The sequence below is a fragment of the Streptomyces sp. NPDC093064 genome (assembly GCF_044754605.1).
In the GTDB taxonomy this organism is placed as follows: domain Bacteria; phylum Actinomycetota; class Actinomycetes; order Streptomycetales; family Streptomycetaceae; genus Streptomyces.
Genome location: NZ_JBIVPK010000014.1, coordinates 66,143 through 83,959, shown reverse-complemented (window position 1 = coordinate 83,959; position 17,817 = coordinate 66,143). Strand labels below are relative to the sequence as shown.

The window sequence follows — 17,817 nt, the reverse complement described above, 5'->3', positions numbered from 1 at the left end:
TCTCAAGTACTACGGGTAGTGCCCTGCTTCCCTCGTTCAGTACCCGGAGGGGCGGACCAGTCCCGACTCGTAGGCGAACACCGCCGCCTGAGTGCGGTCCCTGAGGCCCAGTTTCACCAGGATGCGGCCCACATGGGTCTTCACGGTCTGTTCGGCGACGACGAGATGTCCGGCGATCTCCGCGTTGGACAGGCCCTGCGCGATCAGGGCGAGCACTTCCGTCTCGCGTTCGGTCAGTACGCCGATACGCGACTTCAGCGGGGCGCGCGGTGTGTCCTTCAGCCGGGAGAACTCCGCGATCAGCCGACGCGTGATCCCCGGCGCCAGCAGCGCGTCGCCGGCCGCGACCACCCGGACCGCCTCGGCGAGTTGGTCCGCGGACGCGTCCTTGAGCAGGAAGCCGGACGCGCCGGCGCGCAGCGCCTCGTACACGTACTCGTCCAGGTCGAAGGTGGTGAGCACCAGGACCTTCATGTCCGGTGTGGCGGTCGTGATGCGGCGGGTGGCCTCGATGCCGCCGAGTTCGGGCATGCGGATGTCCATCAGGACGACGTCCGGGGAGACTTGCGCGGCCCTGGCGATGGCGTCCAGGCCGTCCACCGCCTGGCCCACCACTTCGATGTCCGGCTGTGTGTTGAGCAGCACGGTGAATCCCTGACGGACCATCTGCTGGTCGTCGGCGATGAGTACGCGGATGCTGCCGCTCGTCATGGAGTGTCTTCTCCTGTCGGGGACGGTGAGCCGGGTCCGGCGTCGGGGCCGGGGCGCGGGTCGGGGTCGGCGGGCGCGCCGGGCGGTTCGACGTGGACGACGAGGGTGTCGGCCGGGTCGGTGTAGATGACGGGCAGGCGGGGTGGGCCGATCCCGGTCACGGGCGCGATGCCGTCGCGGGGGAGGAAGGACGAGACCGCGAAGCCGCCGTGCAGTGTCCTGGCCGCCGTCACGTGCCCGCCCAGCATGGTCGCCCGCTCGCGCATGCCGAGCAGGCCGTGCCCGGCGCCCGGGGAGGGCTGGACGGGCTGTCGGGGGCGGGAGTTGACCACGCTCAGGAACAGGCCGTCGGGAACATGCGTGACTTCCACGCGGACCGTCGACCCCGGGGCGTGCCGCAGGGCGTTGCTCAGGGCCTCCTGGACGATGCGGTACGCCGACAGCTCCACGGCGGGCGGATACGGCCGGCGCTCGCGTCGCGAGTCCTCGGTGTCCATCGTGACCGTCAGACCGGCGGCGCGGGTGTTCTCGACGAGGGCGCCGAGGCGGTCGAGGGTGGGCTGCGGGGCGTCCGGGGCGGCCCTGGTGCCGGGTTCACCGAGGCCGTACGGGTCCTCGGGGTTCTCCGAACGCAGCACGCCGAGCACCCGGCGCAGTTCGGCGAGCGCCTCCAGCGCGTTCTGCCGGATGCCGTCGAGGTTCTCCTTCAGCTCCGGCGAGGGGTCCTGCGTGAGGTGCGGTGCCACCTGCGCCTGGATGGAGATCACCGACATGTGGTGGGCGACCACGTCGTGCAGCTCACGGGCGATACGGCTGCGCTCCTCCAGAAGCGTGCGGCGGGCCCGCTCCTCCGCGGTGAGCGTGGTCTGCTGCACCAGTTCCGCACGGGCCTCGCGGCGGCCGCGCAGGGCCGTGCCCAGCACCACCACGACCGCGAACAGCGCCGTCGCGAGAGCACCGGTGGGCTGGTAGTACGCCGCGCCCCACACACCCTGGAGGAGGTAGGTGACCAGCGCGGTCAGGGCCAGCGCCTCCGCGGCGACGCGGGTGCGCACCCGCAGGGCGAGCAGCAGCATGACGAACAGGTGGGCGATGATCCCGGACGCGGTCCAGGGCCAGGTGAAGTCGTTCACCTCGCGGGCGAGCAGCGGGCCGCGCAGCGCCACCGCCCCCAGCACCGTGGCCGCCGTCGACAGCCACCACGCCGGGATGGGCCGCCACAGGGCGAGCGCCACGGCACCGGCCTGTCCGAGCGCGATGAGGAAGACGTACCCGAAGGTCAGTCGCGCGTTCCCCTGGAGTTGGCCCGCGGCGCCCAGCAGCACCGCGAACGCGACCAGCCATACGATCCCGTGCGGCAGCCAGCGCAGCCAGACGGACGGGGGCAGCGGATCCAGCCGCGCGGTCCACAGGTCGTCGCGCAGCACCCGCAGTCCACGCCTGACGCGGCTTTGCCATCGCATCACGCGCCCACTTTAGGGTCTGGCGTGTGGGCCGCCCCGGGACGATGGGACCGGACCACCCGGGAACGGCGCCGGCCACCGTCCTGCTCACAGGTGCGGAAAGCGGCCCAGCACACGATCAGGGCGAGGGCGAAGACCGGGAGCCAGGCCAGCCGGGCCGCCACCCAGCCGAGGTCGTCGGGGAGCGTGTGCAGACCCGGGACGCGGCCGGCGAGCAGGCCCATGGCGGCGGTCGCCATCAGGGCCGTCTGATGCCAGAGGAAGATCGTCATCGCGGAGAGGTTGACCAGCACCACCGCCGCCCAGGCGAGCGGGCGGCCCATCGCGCGGCGCAGCCGCTCGCGCAGGAGCAGGGCCAGGCCGCACTGGGCCAGGCCGAAGGTGACGGCCGCCAGGGTCGGCGGGTTGAGGTTGGAGACCGCGGCCCCTGGTACGCCGACCATCGACGCCGGGTAGCCCGCCCAGGCGACGAGGCCCGCGGTCGCCGTCGCTCCGCAGGTCAGCAGTATCCAGCCCGCGCGGCGGCGGTCCAGCTCACCGCGGGTCCACGCCGCGCCCAGGGTGTACGGCACGAGCCAGCCTGCCGGCAGGTTCAGCCAGCCGAGCCAGGAGGGGGCGCCGAGGCCGAAGCGAAGGAGGTCCACATGCAGGACGACGGCCAGGGGCCACAGGGGGCTGAGCCGGGTGAGCAGGGGGGTCGCCGCCGTCAGCAGGGCGAAGACCAGGAGGAACCACAGGGGGGACAGAGCCAGCTTCACGAGGGTGCGGACGGTGTCGAGGTCCGCACCGGTCAGGAGGAGGGCGGCGGCAGTGACCGTCCAGAGGGCCAGTACGGCCGCGACCGGCTTGAACAGCCGGGACAGGCGGGCGCGGAGCCACCGCGGGTAGCTGGTCCCGCGGGCGCGGGCCGAAAGGTAGCCGCGGGTGGCGACGTGCCCGCCGACGAGGAAGAACACGGCGAGGGTCTGGAACGCCCAGGAGACCGGGGCCAGGGCGGGCAGGTAGTGGAGGGGGCTCGCGGTGCGCAGGGTGGGGTGGGGCTGGGTGCGGGTGTCCGCGACCAGGGCCGTGACCAGCCAGTGCCCCAGGACCACGCCGAGGATGGCGAGGGCCCGCAGGGCGTCCACCGCCCGGTCCCGGTGCGGCGGGGTCTGGTTGTGGAGGCGGTGGGCGGAGGATCGTACGCGGGCGAGTACCGGTGTGAGGCGGTCAGTCACCGTGCACCTCGTTCGTGGTGCCCAGGACGATCCGGGCCAGGTTGGTCAGGGACGGGGAGCCGGGCGCGAAGTAGGCGCTGTGGCCGCCGCTTCCGGCCGTGAACCTGCGGGCGCCGAAGGCGGGGTCCATGGGGTCGGTACCCAGACCGACGGTCGTGCCGAAGAGGTCGGCGTGGATGTGCGGCACGTTCGCCACCCAGTCGCCGGTGCCGCGGGCCGCCCAGACACGGGCCCGGGTGTGCAGCGCGGGCACGGAGTCCGCGCCGGTGCCGGGGCTGCCGATGAGGGCGATGTCGTTCACGTCCAGGCCTGCCGCGGCGCGCCCGCACACCACCGAACCGTAGGAGTGGCACACCAGGGTGATGTGCGGCGCCTGTCCCGCCACGGTACGCAGGTCGCGTATCAGCTCCCGCAGATGCGGGGCCGCCTGCTCGGCGCGGCCCGTGGTGAGCACCGAGGTGCTGACCGTGCCCGGCGTCTCGTAGCCGAGCCAGGCGACGACCGCTGGGCGCGGACCGGCCGCGGTCTCGCGGCCGAGCTCCTGGTACAGGGCGAGTGCGCCGTTCCGGAAGCGGTCGTAGGTGTCCAGCGAGGTGTCGGATCCTGGGACGAGGACCGCTGTGCGGTCGGCGTGCGCCAGGTCGCCGAACACCTCCGTCACGCGGCCGGAACCGCGGCCGTCGAAGGAGAGCAGACGACGGGAGGGTGACGCCAGCGCCCGGTCCACGGCCGCGCGGTGCGTGTCGCCGTGCGCCGCGGCCATGTCGGAGGCGCGGGCCGCGCCGGCGCGGTTCGCCCCGTAGGCCGCGTCGAGGGTGGCCCGGGTCAGGGGCGCGAGAGCCGCCGGAGCGGGCGCGGGAATCCGGGGACGGGCCGCGGCCGACAGAGGCACCACGAGGGCACCGGTGACGAGGAGGGCGAGCAGGGCCCGCCGCCATCCGCCGGCCCCGGCCCCGACACCGGGCATCGCTCCCGAACCGGCCCTCGGGCCCACTCCCGGGCCGACACTCGGACCCGCCCCCGGACCGGCACTCAGGCCCACTCCCGGGCCGACACTCGGACCCGCCCCTCGACGGGCACTCGGGCCCACTCCCGGGCCGACACTCGGGTGCGCTCCCGAACCGGCGCTCAGACCCGCCCCTCGACGGGCACTCGGGCCCATTCCCAGGCCGACACTCGGCGCCCCCGGACCGGCGCTCAGACCCGCCCCTGAACGGGCACTCAGGCCCACTCCCGGGCCGGCACTCGGACCCATTCCTGGGTCGGCAAGTGACCCCACTCCCAAGCCGGCACTCGGACCCGCCCCCGGGCCGGCACTCGGGCCCATTCCCGGGCCGGCGTGGGAGCCCGCTCCCTGACCGGCACTCAGGCCCGCTCCCGGACTCGCACTCGAACTCGCCCCCAGCCCGGCATCCGGCCCGGTCTCCGGGCCCGCGTCCAGTCCCGCAACCCCGCCCAGGCTCGCGGCTGTGCCCCGTCGCTCCCGCCCACGCCCCACGGCTCATCCTCCGGCTCCGACCGGCCGTCGGGCCGGTCCGGAAGGGAAATTACGGATCCGGAGGCGTAGCTCGCGTCACGCCAGGGAGGTGTTCGCGGCCGTAGCTCTCAAGTACTACGGGTACGACCGGGTTGCCCGGTCGGGACGGAGGCCGAAGTCACCACGCCAGTTGGGCGATCTCCTCCGCCACCACCGCGCACGCGTCGGCCGCCGGGTCGATCAGGGGGAAGTGGCCGACCGCCTCCAGGAGGGTCAGGCCCACCACCTCGCCCGCCTTCGCCGCGGCGTCGGCGTAGGACTCCGCGACCACCTGCGGTACGTCCAGGTCGTCGCGGCCCTGGACGAGGGTCGTGGCGATGCCGGTCGGCAGCAGCAGAGCCGGGTCGGCGTAGGGCTGCCGCTCGACGAACCCCTCTTCTCCGCCCAGCAGTTGACGGGCCGCCCCGCCGCACACGTCCAGCTTGTCGGCGACCGCGAAGTCGGCGATGGGGGCGAGTGCGACCACGCCCCGCAGCGGGGCGGGGCGGTCCGTGCGCCAGGGCGCGTCCGCGGGCAGGACGTGCCGGGCCGCCGCCCACAGGGCCAGATGGCCGCCCGCCGAGTGGCCGGTGAACACCGTGCGCCGCGTGTCGGCCTGCGGGAGCGCCTCCCGGGCCAGCGCGGGCAGCGCGTCGAGCGCCGCCGCCACGTCGTCGAACGTGTCCGGCCAGCGGCCCGCGACCGGGTCCTCGCCCGGCGCCGCCGGGGCGGCGCTGCCGCGCCGGTACTCGACGCAGGCCACGGCGTAGCCCCGGCGGGCGAGGAAGTCCGCGAACGGGGTGATGTGGCGACAGTCGTACGGGGCCCGCCAGGCGCCGCCGTGCAGCACCACCACGAGCGGGGAGGACTCCGAGGAGCCGGCCGCGCCGCGCGGGCGGTAGAAGTCGACGACCTGGTCGGGGTGGTCGCCGTAGGCGGCGGTGCTGTCGGGTGCGACGGGCGCGTGCGAGAAGACCGACTCCTCCTCCGCGGCGGCGCGCGCGGCCGCGTCACGGCCGCCGGAGTTCCCCGGTTCCGCGGCGGTGGGGGTTCCCTCCGCACGCTCGGACTCGAGCGCTCGGGGGAGGGGGGCGTCGGCTTCCGGCATGCTCCAACCTCTCAGCGGTGAAACGGTTTTGGCGGTCCGGGAAAGAAATCAACCGGCCGTTGGCCGGGACGGTATCAGGCCGGTGACGTGCGCCGACATGGGGATGTCACGCTGGGTGAGGCTGAACGGTTCTGCCGCACGATCCGGGACCGTGCGGCAGGAAACCTTCGTTCCGGTACGCCCGCAGGAGCCGGGCGTACGGCGGTGCGTCAGCCGGCCAGCACCTCCGCCAGCACCCGCGCCGCCCGCTCCACGTCCGCGAACCCGACGTAGAGCGGGGTGAAGCCGAAGCGCAGGACGTCGGGGTGCCGGAAGTCGCCGACCACCCCGCGTTCGATCAGCCGCTTCATCACGTCCCCGGCGTCCGGACAGCGCAGGGCCACCTGGCTGCCCCGCTCCTCGTGGACCGCGGGGGTCAGGGACTCCACGCGTCCGGCGGGAACGTACTCGGCGACGCACTCCAGGAAGAAGTCCGTCAACGCCAGGGACTTGGCGCGTACGGCCTCGATCGGCACCCCGTCCCAGACGTCCAGCGCCGCCTCCAGGGCGAGCAGGGAGAGGATGTCGGGGGTGCCGACCCGGCCGCGGACCGCGCCCGCCGCCGGTTCGTACTCGGGCCGCATGCCGAAGGGCTCGACGTGCGAGTTCCAGCCGGGCAGCGGGGAGTCGAAGCGGTCCTGCACATCGCGGCGGACGTACAGGAAGGCCGGTGAACCGGGGCCGCCGTTCAGGTACTTGTAGGTGCACCCGACCGCCAGGCGGACTCCGTGCCCGTCCAGCCCCACCGGCAGGGCACCCGCGCTGTGGCACAGGTCCCAGACGGCGTACGCGCCCGCCGCGTGCACCGCGGCGGTCAGGGACGGCAGGTCGTACAGCCGGCCGGTGCGGTAGTCGACGTGGTTCAGCAGGACCGCGGCGGTGCGCGGGGTCAGCGCCCCGGGCACCTCGGCCGGTGTCACCGGACGCAGCGCGCAGCCCGTCATCCGGGCCGCCGACTGCGCGATGTACCCGTCCGTGGGGAACGTCGTCGCGTCGACCAGGATCTCGTCCCGGTCACCGCCGCCGCTCTCCTCCCGGGCCATCCGGACCGCCGCCACCAGTGCCTTGAACACGTTGACGCTGGTCGAGTCGCCCACCACGATCTGGCCCGGCGCGGCCCCGACCAGCGGGGCGATCCGGTCGCCGACCCGCTCGGGCGCGGTCCACCAGCCGCTCTCCGTCCAGGAGCGGATACGCAGCTCGCCCCACTGGCGGCGTACGACGTCGGTGATGCGGTCCGGGACGTCCGCCGGGAGCGCGCCCAGCGAGTTGCCGTCCAGGTAGACGCCCTCGTCGAGGACGAACCGGTCGCGCAGCCCGGCGAGTTCGTCGGCGGCGTCCAGCTTCTCCGCTCGGATGGTCAACTCAGACATGGGACCTCGCCGTCCACAGCTCGGGAAAGACGTTCTTCCGGGCGCGCTTCTCCAGCCAGGCCACCCCGGCGGAGCCGCCCGTGCCGGACTTGGCGCCCATCGCGCGGCGCGTGGCGACGAGGTGGTCGTTGCGCCAGCGCCACACCAGTTCGGCGACGTCGGTCAACGCCTCGCCGAGCCGGGCGAGTTCGTCGTCCTGTTCACCGGAGTAGAGCGCCGCCCAGACGGCCTCGACCTCCTCGCTGGGCTCGTACCGCAGCGACACGTCGCGGCGCAGCACCGCGTCCGGGACCGCGTGCCCGCGCCGGGCGAGCAGCCGCAGCACCTCGTCGTACAGGCTCGGCTCGTGCAGCGCCTTCTCCAGTTCCGCGTGGGCGCGGGGGGCGCCGCGGTGCGGGACGAGCATCGAGGCGGACTTGTCGCCGAGCAGGAACTCCATGCGGCGGTACATCGCCGACTGGAAGCCGGAGCCCTCGCCGAGGGCGCCGCGGTAGCTGTTGAACTGGGCCGGAGTGAGTGCGGCGAGCGGCTTCCAGGAGGCGTTCAGCGCCTGGAGCTCCCGTACGGACCTCTTCAGCGCGGCGACCGCCGTCGGCACGTCGTCCGAGCGCAGGGCACGGGCAGCGGTCTCCCACTCGTGGACGATGACCGTGAACCACAGCTCCATCACCTGGGTGGTGACCAGGAAGACCATCTCTCCGGGGTCGTCGGAGAGAGTGTGCTGGAGGTGGGTGAGCACGTCCGCCCGGACGTAGTCCTCGTACGGCGTCGTGCCTGCGAAGTCGAGATGCGGGGTCTCGGGCTCAGGGGCCTCAGCGGGCTGAGAGGTCGAGTGAGCCGGTTGGGACATCGCTGTCTCCTGTTGTACTCCGGGTAGCGGTCCGCCCCTGCCGATTCCGGCACGGGGGCCCCGGTCCCCACGGGCATCCTGCGCATCACGTGGACAGATCGCAAGGCCCGCCTGGTCACACGGGCGGGCCTCGCGCTCGTACGGGGTCAGCCCAGGGTCCGCGCGGCCGTCTCCGAGGAGTCCTTCAGGAACTGCGTGCAGCGCTCGTACTCCGCCTGCTCGCCGATCGCCTGGGCGGCGCGCGCGAGGGCGTGCAGGGCGCGCAGGAAGCCGCGGTTGGGCTCGTGCTCCCAGGGGACCGGGCCATGGCCCTTCCAGCCGCTGCGGCGCAGGGCGTCCAGACCGCGGTGGTAGCCCGTTCGGGCGTACGCGTACGACTCCACGGCCGCCCCCCGCTCGAAGGCGTCGTCGGCCAGCTGCGCCCAGGCCAGCGACGACGCCGGGTACCGCGCCGCCACCTCGGCCGGCGAGGTCCCCTTCGCGAGGAGCTCACGGGGCTCGGGGTCGTCGGGGAGGTGCGTGGGCGGCGGACCGCCCAGGAGGTTCTCGTGAATGGTCATGGGGTCCAGTCTGCTGCATGGTCCGTGATCGGTAACGACTGCTCCCGGCCGGCGCGGAACGGCCCCTTCCACAGCTCACGAAGCCGGACCCGTACCGGAGGCCGCACCCCCGCGGCCCGTCTCCAGCGGCGGTGTCGTCACGCTGCCGTGGGTGCGGCACTCGGGCCGGCGGCAGCCCGGAGCCGGGCGGCGGACGGTGGTGAAGGCGAGGACCGCCCCCGCCACCAGGACCGCCGCGCAGATGGGCATGGCCCGGCGGAACGCGGCGTCGAAGGCGTCCGCCGAGCGGTACGCCTCCGGGCCCATCCCGGCCAGCAGCGGCAGCGCGGCCACCGCGATCAGGCCGGCCGCGCGGGCGGCGGCGTTGTTGATGCCGCTGGCCAGTCCGGCGCGGGAGGTGTCCACCGAGGCGAGCACGGTGGCGGTGAGCGGGGCGACCAGGGTCACCATGCCCGCGCCCATGACCAGCAGGGCCGGCAGCACGTCCGTGAGGTAGTCCGCCCCCTTGCCGACCCGCAGCATCAGCAGCAACGCCACCGCGCACAGCAGCGGCCCCACGGTGAGCGGCAGGCGCGGCCCGATGCGGTCGGCGAGGGCGCCCGAGCGGGCCGAGAACAGCAGCATGAGGGCGGTCGTCGGGAGCAGGGCGGTGCCCGCCTCCAGCGGCGAGTAGCCGGCCACCACCTGGAGTTGCAGGGCGGTGAGGAAGAAGAAGCCGCCGAAGGCCGCGTACACGCACAGCGTGACCAGGTTGACGGCGGTGAACTGGCGGGAGGCGAAGATGTCCGGCGGCACGATCGGATCGCGGCGGTGCTTCTCCACGTACACGAAGGCGACGGCGGCGAGCACGCCCGCGGCGGCGGTCAGGGCGACGGCCAGGGTGCCGCCGCGGGCCTCGATCAGGGCGTACGTCACCAAGGCCAGGGACAGGGCGCCGAGGGCCGCGCCCAGGACGTCGAAGCGGCCGTGCGCGGGGCCCCCACTGGACTCGGGGACGTGGCGCACGGCGATGGGAGCGCAGACCAGGGCCACCGGGACGTTGAGCAGGAACACCCAGCGCCAGCCGGGCCCGGCCACCAGCCAGCCGCCGAGGAACGGGCCGACGGCTGCGCCGATGCCGCCGAACCCGGACCACAGGCCCACGGCCCTGCCCCGGTCGTCCGGGTGGAAGGAGGCCTGGATGAGGGCGAGCGAGCCGGGGGTGAGAAGGGCGCCGCCGATCCCTTGCAGGGCGCGGGCGGCGACGAGGATGCCCACGTTCGGGGCGAGGCCGCACAGCAGGGAGGCGGTGGCGAACCAGACGACGCCGAGCACGAAGATCCTGCGGCGCCCGTAGCGGTCGCCGAGCGAGCCCCCGAGGAGGATCAGGCCCGCCAGGGTGACCATGTAGGCGTTGACCGTCCACTGGAGCGCGGCGAGGTTCGCGTCCAGGTCGCGGCCGATGCGGGGCAGGGCGACGTTGACGACGGTCGAGTCCAGCATGGCCATGCTGGAGCCGAGCACGGTGGTGAGCAGGATCCAGCGGCCGGTGGGGCTGGAGATCCTCACGGCGGGGGCGTGCTGTGCCGCGACAGCCATGAGGGGATCATCCCGCGCCGACCGGCTCCAGGCCAGGCGAAGGGACGGACGAGCTGCGGACGGACGGACGGACGACGGGCCCGGCGCCGAAGCACCGGGCCCGTCACGGGGAAACCGGGAGTTACTTGATCTTCGTGCCGGTCGAGCGGAGGTTGCCGCAGGCCTCCAGCACGCGCTTGGCCATCGACGCCTCGGCCACCTTGCCCCAGGTGCGCGGGTCGTAGGTCTTCTTGGAGCCGACCTCGCCGTCGACCTTGAGGACGCCGTCGTAGTTCTTGAACATGTGGTCGGCCACGGGGCGCGTGAAGGCGTACTGGGTGTCGGTGTCGATGTTCATCTTCACCACGCCGTTCTCCAGCGCCGTGCGGATCTCCTCCTCCGTGGAGCCGGAGCCGCCGTGGAAGACGAAGTCGAACGGCTGGCTGCCGGCCGGGCGGCCGAACTTCGCCGCGACGCCCTCGTTCAGCTCCTTCAGCAGGTCGGGGCGGAGCACGACGTTGCCCGGCTTGTACACGCCGTGCACGTTGCCGAAGGACGCGGCCAGCAGGTAGCGGCCCTTCTCGCCCAGGCCCAGGGCCTCGGCGGTGCGGATCGCGTCGTCGACCGTGGTGTACAGCTTGTCGTTGATCTCGTGGGTGACGCCGTCCTCCTCGCCGCCGGTCGGGGTGATCTCGACCTCGAGGATGATCTTGGCGGCGGCGGTGCGGACGAGCAGCTCCTGGGCGATCGCCAGGTTGTCGGCGAGGGTCTCCGCGGAGCCGTCCCACATGTGGGACTGGAACAGCGGGTTGCGGCCGCCCTTGACGCGCTCCTCGGAGATCGCGATCAGCGGACGCACGTACCCGTCGAGCTTGTCCTTCGGGCAGTGGTCGGTGTGCAGCGCGATGTTGACGGGGTACTTCTCGGCGACGATGTGCGCGTACTCGGCCAGGGCGACGGCGCCGGTGACCATGTCCTTGCTGTACTGGCCGCCCAGGAACTCCGCACCACCCGTGGAGATCTGGACGATGCCGTCGCTCTCCGCCTCCGCGAAGCCGCGCAGGGCCGCGTGCAGGGTCTGGGAGGAGGTGACGTTGATGGCCGGGTAGGCGAACTTGCCTGCCTTCGCCCGGTCGAGCATCTCGTTGTAGACCTCGGGGGTTGCGATGGGCATCTGTCCGCTCCTTGTATGTGCGGGGTGCGTTCTGCGTACTTACGGCCCTGACCTAGGGAGTGACGTCATCGTCGGCCCCATCTTCGCAGACGTCGACGGATGTGTCGGACACCCTGCCCGGCCGGTGGACGACCGGGTCGCGCAACACGGACTCGGGGCTGTCTCAGTCCAGACCCAGGTCGTCCTTCGAGTACGCGAAGACGTACGGCACACCGGCGCCCTCACTGATCTTCTCGGCCGCGCCCGTGGCCCGGTCGACGATCGTCGCCACGGCGACCACCTCGGCGCCGGCCTCCCGCACCGCCTCGACGGCGGCGAGCGGGGAGCCGCCCGTGGTGGAGGTGTCCTCCACCACCAGGACGCGGCGGCCCTTGATCTCCGGGCCCTCCACACGCCGTTGCAGACCGTGGGCCTTGGCGGCCTTGCGGACCACGAAGGCGTCCAGCCTGCGCCCGCGCGCGGCGGCGGCGTGCAGCATCGAGGCCGCGACGGGGTCGGCGCCCATCGTCAGGCCGCCCACCGCGTCGAAGTCGAAGTCGGCGGTCAGGTCCAGGAGCACCTGGCCGACCAGCGGAGCCGCCTCGCCGTCGAGAGTGACGCGGCGCAGGTCGACGTAGTAGTGGGCTTCCAGGCCGGACGACAGCGTCACCCTGCCGTGCACCACGGCCTTGTCCTTGATCTGCTGCAGCAGCTCGCCGCGAACGTCGCTCATGACAGCCAGCTTAAACGCGGCGCCAGGTCCAGGTCGTCGAGGCCTCCAGCGGTTCCAGCGGGGTGACCAGGCGCGGGAGGGTGTTCAGTCCGTCGGGCGGGCCGGTCTGCGGTTCCACGCACACGGCGGCCTGCTGCTCGTCGTAGACGACGACCCACTCCTCACGGCTGGTCACCCTCAGCTCCAGTTGGCCGGGCCAGGTGAACGTGACGTCGACGCCGCCGGGCATGCCGAAGCAGTCGTCCCAGGGGCCGGGCTTGGGCTCGACGCGGTGACCGGTGGGCAGATGGTCGTCGCCGCGCTCCTCCTGCCAGGCGGGCCGGAAGTCGACGCGGACGTCCTGGGCGCCGGCTCCCCCGAGGTTGCGGTGGAACCACGGGTGCCAGCCGATCTGCGCCGGGAAGGACGACTCGTACGTCTCCACCGACATCGTCAGGGTCAGGGCGTCCTCGGTCAGGGTGACGGCCTGGGTGACACGGCCGGGGTAGGGCCAGGGTTCGACGAGGTCGTACGTGATCACCGCCTCGCCCGCCGAGGTGCGGGCGGTGCGCCAGGCACCGTCGCGGGCGGTGCCGTGGATGGCGTGCGGTGGGGAGTTGAGCGGCATCTGGTGGACGATGGCGCCGTCCCGGAAGCGGCCGTCGCGGATCCTGCCGCACCAGGGGACCATCGGGAAGCAGCCGAACCGCTCTCCCTGGCGGAGCAGTTCGAGGCCGCCGACCCGCAGACTCCCGACGCGCCCGCCGTTCCCCGGCTGCACGACCACTTCCGCGTCGCCCGCGGTCAGCGTGATGTCTTCGTTACTCACCCCACGAGGCTACTTGTCCGATCAAGACGGCGTTCCGCGTCACGGTCGAACGGGTGGATCGAGCGGGGTGCGAGGAACAGGGCTGGAGCGGCCCAGCGGAAGGTGGGGACAGCGGAGATGGTCAACGGGGCGAGGACGGGGGCGTAACGCCCTGGGGGCGGGGACGGACGCCGCTCAACCGGGCGTGGGCCCGGAAACGGTGAGCGGAGCAGGAACGGGGGCGCCCAGTGGAGGCTGGACCCGGCGGAGACGGTCCCAGCCAGTAAAGGGTGGCCTGGCGAAGATGGGCAGCGGAGCGGGAGGGCGCGGAACGGCCGCGGTGCGGAGCCGGACGCCACTCAGCGACGGCGCCTCAGGGCCCGGCCCACGACGATCACCGACGCCACCACCAGCGCCGCCGCAGGCGCCGCCCAACGGAGCGTGGCCCGGCAGAGACGGTCAGCGGGGCGGGGACAGGGGCCCAACGCCCTCGGGGCGGAGCCGGACGCCACTCAGCGACGGCGCCTCAGGGCCCGGCCCACGACGATCACCGACGCCACCACCAGCGCCGCCGCAGGCGCCGCCCAGCGAAGGGTGGGCCCGGCAGAGACGGTCAGCGGGGCGGGGACGGGGGCGTAACGGCCGCGAGGCGGGGCGTGGTCCACCTCCTCGGCGCTGCGCCCGATCATCGTGCGCCGCGCGTGCGCCGCCTCGGCGGGCGGCTCGGCGGCCTCGGTGAAGTCCTCGGAGACGGGCGGCTCGTCGTCCTCGTCCTCCTCGTCGGCCAGCGGGTCGAGGGCGGAGGGCGGAACGTCGGCGTCGAAGACGGAACCGCGCCCGCCCGGCCCGGCCCGGTGCGCCTCGCCTTCGTCCCCGAGCGGCGGCGCCGGGGCGTCGTCCGCGTCCGGAGCGGCCTCGAAGTCACCACTCGCCAACGGAGCAAAGTCCTCGGTCGCCTCTTCGGCCAGCCCCACCACACCATGGGCCCCGGGCGCCTCGGGCCCGGCGTCCTGCGACTCGGTGGCTTCCGGCTCAGAGGCTTCCGCCTCGTCGTCATCCGCCCCGGCCGCAGCCGGCCCCGCAGCCGCTTCCGTGGACAGGTTTTCCGCGAAACGGTTCAGGAGGCGGGTCGTGGCGGTGTGTACGGAGTCCGGGGGCAGCTCGGTGACGCGGCCTTCGGCGGCGGCCGTGCCCTCGAAGGTGAGGGTGGAGCCGTCGTCGGTGTCGCGGAGGCGGAGCGTGAGCGTGAGTTTCACCGAGCCGGTGCCGCGGGACTCGGTCGCGTCGCCCTCCACGGCGTAGGAGCCGTCGTCGAGCGCGCGGACGCGCAGCGTGCCGCGGTAGGTGATGGAGTGGCCGCCGATCCGCATCTTGAGCCGGCCGCTGACGGGCTCGCCGCCCGCGTCCTGCTGGAGCCCGGGAACCGCCCGGGCAACCCGCGCGGGATCGGCGAGCGCCATCCGCAGCCGCCGAACCGGAACCGGAACGAACACCTCGTGCTCCATGTCAGCCGAGGGTACCCAGTGCTGCCCCCGATTACCCCCCCTCGCCCAGAACCCGTCCCCCGCACACCGCATAGGCCGGCGGCGGGCCCGGATCAGTCCGCGTACCGGGGGTGGACCAGCGTCGAGGGCGGAAGGCCGGGGACGCGGGTGCGGGCCGCGTCGCGGGCGGCCGCCGCGAGCGACGCCGGCGTGAGCGTGCGGGGAGCGGGGGCCTGCGGGTCCAGACGGAGGGCGGGCGGCATACGCGCCGCCAGGACGAAGCCCCAGTCGCGGGTGACACGCGGGGCGCCGGCCGTACGGTCGGGGCCGGCGGCGAGGCCGGCGTCGCGGCCGTCCACGCGGTATGGCAGGGTGCGCAGTCCGGCGGCCCGGACCGTGGCCTCCACCGTCCAGAACACCCGGGGCCGGGAGGAGACCGGCCCGGCGTGCGCCACCAGCCGCCCGCCGGGCGCCAGGGCCCGCCGGGCCAGGCCGTAGAACTCCTGCGCGTACAGCTTCGTGCTCGCCGTGATGCCCGGATCGGGCAGGTCCTCGATCACCACGTCGTACGCCGCCGCCGGCGCCCCGCGCAGCCAGTCGAAGGCGTCGGCGGTGCTCACGTGCACCCGCCGGTCGTCGAAGGCGTGCTCGTCCAGCCCGGCCAGTACCGGGTCGCCGCGCGCCAGCCGGACGAGGGCCGGGTCGCGCTCGACGACGTCCACCCGCTCGACGCCGGGGTGCCGCAGCACCTCGCGCGCGGCAAGGCCGTCGCCGCCGCCGAGGATCAGCACGCGCGCGTGCGGCCCGGTCATCGCGGGGTGGACCAGCGCCTCGTGGTAGCGGCGCTCGTCGCGGCTGCTGACCCGCAACCGCCCGTCGAGGAACAGACGCAGCGGACGGCCCGGGCCGCCGCCGGTGAGGACCACCTCCTGCTCGCCGGTCCGCAGCGCCACCCGGACGTCCCCGCCGTACATCGCCTGCCGCGCGGCCCGTTCGAAGTCGCCGACCAGGGCGGTGAGGGAGGCGAGCAGACCGAGCACGGCGAGGTTGGCCACGATCAGCAGCCAGCGGCCGCGCGGGGTCAGGTCCCGCGGGAACAGGCCGAGGACGAGGACACCGCCCGCCACGGCGTTGACGGCGCCGGTCACCAGCGCCCCGGTCAGCTGCCCCAGCAGCGGCAGCAGGAGGAACGGGAAGGCGAGCCCGCCGACGAGTGCGCCCACGTAGTCCGCCGCGAACAGGTCGGCGACCGCGCCGCCCGCGTCCTGGCGGCGGATCCGCTGGATCAGCTCCATCAGCAGCGGCACCTCCGCCCCGATCAGCAGGCCGATGGCCAGGGAGAAGGCGACCAGCAGGCAGCGCGGGCCGGCCGCCCACATGCCGCCCCAGCCGCCGGTCCAGGCGAACACCGCGTACAGCGCCATGGCACTGCACCCGCCGACCAGCGCGAGCGTCGCCTCGATCGCGCCGAAGGCGACGGCGGCGTGCCGGCGCAGCCGCTTCGCGGCGAGCGAGCCGATGCCCATCGCGAACACCATGACGGACAGCACGATCGACGCCTGGGTGACCGAGTCGCCGATCAGGTACGAGGCCAGCGCCACGAGTTCGAGCTCGTACACGAGTCCGCAGGCCGCGCAGACGAAGACGCCCGCGAGGACGAGGAACCGGCCGGTTCCCGGCCGGACGGGCAGTGCCGCGGGGCCGCTGAAGGACGGCGCCGCGCCGGGCGGGGCCGGGGCGGTCGGGGCCGGGGCATGCGGGGCCGGGGCGTGCGGTTCGATCACACCTGTGACGTTACGTCACCGCAGTGGTACGCTTCGTCACCCACACGTGTGGAAAAGGAAGTTGTCGCGCTTCGCATGTTTACCCGCGCTCAACTCGCTCCTGCCAGCGCGGAACGGCGCACCCCCACCCTGGTCCGGGTCGTCACCAACTGGCCGTCCTGCGGGTAGGCGTGCCAGGTCCGCCAGTGCACCTGGCCGTCGTACCACTGCGCCAGCATCGCGGTGAACGCGTTCGGGCTGCCCGGGAAGACCCCCGCCAGACCGTGTGGATGGTCGGAGACGAGGGCCAGCAACTCCTGGGCCCGGCCGGTGAACGACCCCGGCGAGAGGAACTCGACGCGGGCGGCGAACTCGTACTCCCAGTCGTCGGCCCGCTTGGCGACGCCGAGCGGCAGGGGTGTGCTGGAGCCCGGGATGCACGCCACGGTCTCCGAACAGATTCCCCGCTCCTCCTCGAGGAGCACCTGGTGGGACGCACCAAGAAGTCTCAACTGGAGTTTGGCGCCAGCCAGTTCGAGGTCCAGGGTGGCAAGTGCGGGCAGCGGCTCGCGTCCCAGGGCCCAGGCGAGGTCGGCCGCGCGCGTGTCGGTGTAGGAGGTGTTCAGGGTCGTGAGCATGGATCGGCTCCGCTAGCACGCAAAGAAAAAGAAGGAAGGAACGGGCCGGCACGCCCCGGTGGGCACGGGGACAACGGCCCGGCTCAGCCCAGCTCGGGAGGGGGTGTGCGAGACGTCCGAGGGGCTGCGTCGGTAGAGGCAATCATGAACCGCGGTTCCGCCACAGGGTTTTTACCCAACTTCGTGCGGTTTCCATCCCTCAGAGGGCCCCACAGCTCAACTGTTCAACCCTGGCATGCGCCAGGGCGTACGCGTGGGGGCCGGCGCACCCGCCGGAGACTGCCTCCCGACGGGCGCCGGCCCGGATGCGGTTCCCCTCACGGAGCTCGGCCGCCCCGGATCAGCTGCCCGGATCAGCTGCCTCCCCCGCATCCGCCTCCGCCTCCGCCTCCGCACGACGACCCTCCGCCGCACGAGGAGTTCCCCCCGCAGGAGTGACCCCCACACGAGTGGTGGCCCCCTCCCGAGTGACCCCCTCCCGAGTGACCCCCTCCCGAGTGATGGCCGCCACCGGACGAGCAGCTACTGCCGCCGCCATCCGACCCGGCCCACCAGCCGACGCCCCCGGCGCTCGCGCTGCTCCCGACCGACCCCTTGCGCCGGCCTCGGTACGACGTGGCGTACCGGTCGCGGCGGGCCTTGCGCCGCCCCGCCGCCACGGCGGTCACGCACAGCACCGCGATCACCGCCAGGACGATGCCCAGAACCATGGCGTCCTCCCTCCGATCCCCGGGACCCCGCCGACCGCGCCCGAGGTCGTTCCCCGGACGCCTCCGGACGTTCCCGGGGCGTTCCGCCGAAGCGGCCCCCCGTGGGCGCCTCGCAGCGTGCCCGGGAGATGCCCGGCCGCCGGACCGGCCAAAGC

The 17,817-nt window shown here is 73.7% G+C and carries 15 protein-coding genes and 1 pseudogene; all 16 read right to left on the bottom strand.

The genetic code is table 11. The features are described 5' to 3' along the window. Positions 1–36: 36 nt before the first annotated feature. Positions 37–711: a response regulator transcription factor gene (locus ACIQFZ_RS19060; protein ID WP_365420647.1), complete on the bottom strand. Its 675-nt coding sequence runs from the start codon at positions 709–711 to the stop codon at positions 37–39. Then, the gene (locus tag ACIQFZ_RS19055) at positions 708–2,174 is read right to left on the bottom strand and encodes a sensor histidine kinase (protein WP_402691777.1); all 1,467 of its coding nucleotides are present in this window, start codon (positions 2,172–2,174) and stop codon (positions 708–710) included. The genes ACIQFZ_RS19060 and ACIQFZ_RS19055 overlap by 4 nt, the downstream gene beginning before the upstream one ends. Continuing rightward, the gene (locus ACIQFZ_RS19050) at positions 2,174–3,391 is read right to left on the bottom strand and encodes an acyltransferase (RefSeq protein WP_402691741.1); all 1,218 of its coding nucleotides are present in this window, start codon (positions 3,389–3,391) and stop codon (positions 2,174–2,176) included. The genes ACIQFZ_RS19055 and ACIQFZ_RS19050 overlap by 1 nt, the downstream gene beginning before the upstream one ends. Further along, on the bottom strand, positions 3,384–4,358 hold the full coding sequence (locus ACIQFZ_RS19045) for an alpha/beta hydrolase (RefSeq protein ID WP_402691740.1): 975 nt from the start codon (positions 4,356–4,358) through the stop codon (positions 3,384–3,386). The genes ACIQFZ_RS19050 and ACIQFZ_RS19045 overlap by 8 nt, the downstream gene beginning before the upstream one ends. Before the next feature lie 688 nt (positions 4,359–5,046). Beyond that, a complete protein-coding gene (locus ACIQFZ_RS19040) occupies positions 5,047–6,015 on the bottom strand; it encodes an alpha/beta hydrolase (protein ID WP_402691739.1) in 969 nt (322 codons plus the stop codon). 209 nt (positions 6,016–6,224) lie between these two features. Continuing rightward, a complete protein-coding gene (gene kynU / locus ACIQFZ_RS19035) occupies positions 6,225–7,427 on the bottom strand; it encodes a kynureninase (protein WP_402691738.1) in 1,203 nt (400 codons plus the stop codon). Further along, the gene (locus ACIQFZ_RS19030; protein WP_365428840.1) at positions 7,420–8,277 is read right to left on the bottom strand and encodes a tryptophan 2,3-dioxygenase family protein; all 858 of its coding nucleotides are present in this window, start codon (positions 8,275–8,277) and stop codon (positions 7,420–7,422) included. The genes kynU and ACIQFZ_RS19030 overlap by 8 nt, the downstream gene beginning before the upstream one ends. A 146-nt stretch (positions 8,278–8,423) precedes the next feature. After that, positions 8,424–8,837, bottom strand: coding sequence for a DUF3151 domain-containing protein (locus ACIQFZ_RS19025; RefSeq protein ID WP_365428837.1), 414 nt, complete (start codon positions 8,835–8,837; stop codon positions 8,424–8,426). A 75-nt stretch (positions 8,838–8,912) separates the two neighbouring features. Continuing rightward, the gene (locus tag ACIQFZ_RS19020) at positions 8,913–10,415 is read right to left on the bottom strand and encodes an MFS transporter (RefSeq protein WP_402691737.1); all 1,503 of its coding nucleotides are present in this window, start codon (positions 10,413–10,415) and stop codon (positions 8,913–8,915) included. Between the two features lie 121 nt (positions 10,416–10,536). Further along, complete coding sequence (fbaA, locus tag ACIQFZ_RS19015) at positions 10,537–11,568, bottom strand: class II fructose-bisphosphate aldolase (RefSeq protein WP_365428831.1); 1,032 nt, start codon at positions 11,566–11,568, stop codon at positions 10,537–10,539. Between the two features lie 163 nt (positions 11,569–11,731). Continuing rightward, positions 11,732–12,280 (bottom strand): orotate phosphoribosyltransferase, encoded by a 549-nt coding sequence (pyrE, locus tag ACIQFZ_RS19010; RefSeq protein WP_383055746.1) that lies wholly within the window; start codon positions 12,278–12,280, stop codon positions 11,732–11,734. 10 nt (positions 12,281–12,290) lie between these two features. Further along, positions 12,291–13,088 carry an aldose 1-epimerase gene (locus tag ACIQFZ_RS19005; protein WP_383055745.1) on the bottom strand — a complete coding sequence of 266 codons (798 nt, stop codon included), beginning with the start codon at positions 13,086–13,088 and terminating at the stop codon, positions 12,291–12,293. A gap of 338 nt (positions 13,089–13,426) precedes the next feature. Then, positions 13,427–13,569: pseudogene (locus ACIQFZ_RS19000) on the bottom strand (carbon monoxide dehydrogenase); the annotation flags it as partial. A 10-nt stretch (positions 13,570–13,579) separates the two neighbouring features. After that, positions 13,580–14,572, bottom strand: a complete 993-nt coding sequence (locus ACIQFZ_RS18995) for an SRPBCC domain-containing protein (RefSeq protein ID WP_383055743.1) — start codon at positions 14,570–14,572, stop codon at positions 13,580–13,582. A gap of 92 nt (positions 14,573–14,664) precedes the next feature. Continuing rightward, positions 14,665–16,335 (bottom strand): polyamine aminopropyltransferase, encoded by a 1,671-nt coding sequence (locus tag ACIQFZ_RS18990; protein WP_402691736.1) that lies wholly within the window; start codon positions 16,333–16,335, stop codon positions 14,665–14,667. 89 nt (positions 16,336–16,424) lie between these two features. Further along, on the bottom strand, positions 16,425–16,952 hold the full coding sequence (locus ACIQFZ_RS18985; RefSeq protein WP_365428823.1) for a DUF2617 family protein: 528 nt from the start codon (positions 16,950–16,952) through the stop codon (positions 16,425–16,427). Positions 16,953–17,817 lie beyond the last annotated feature (865 nt).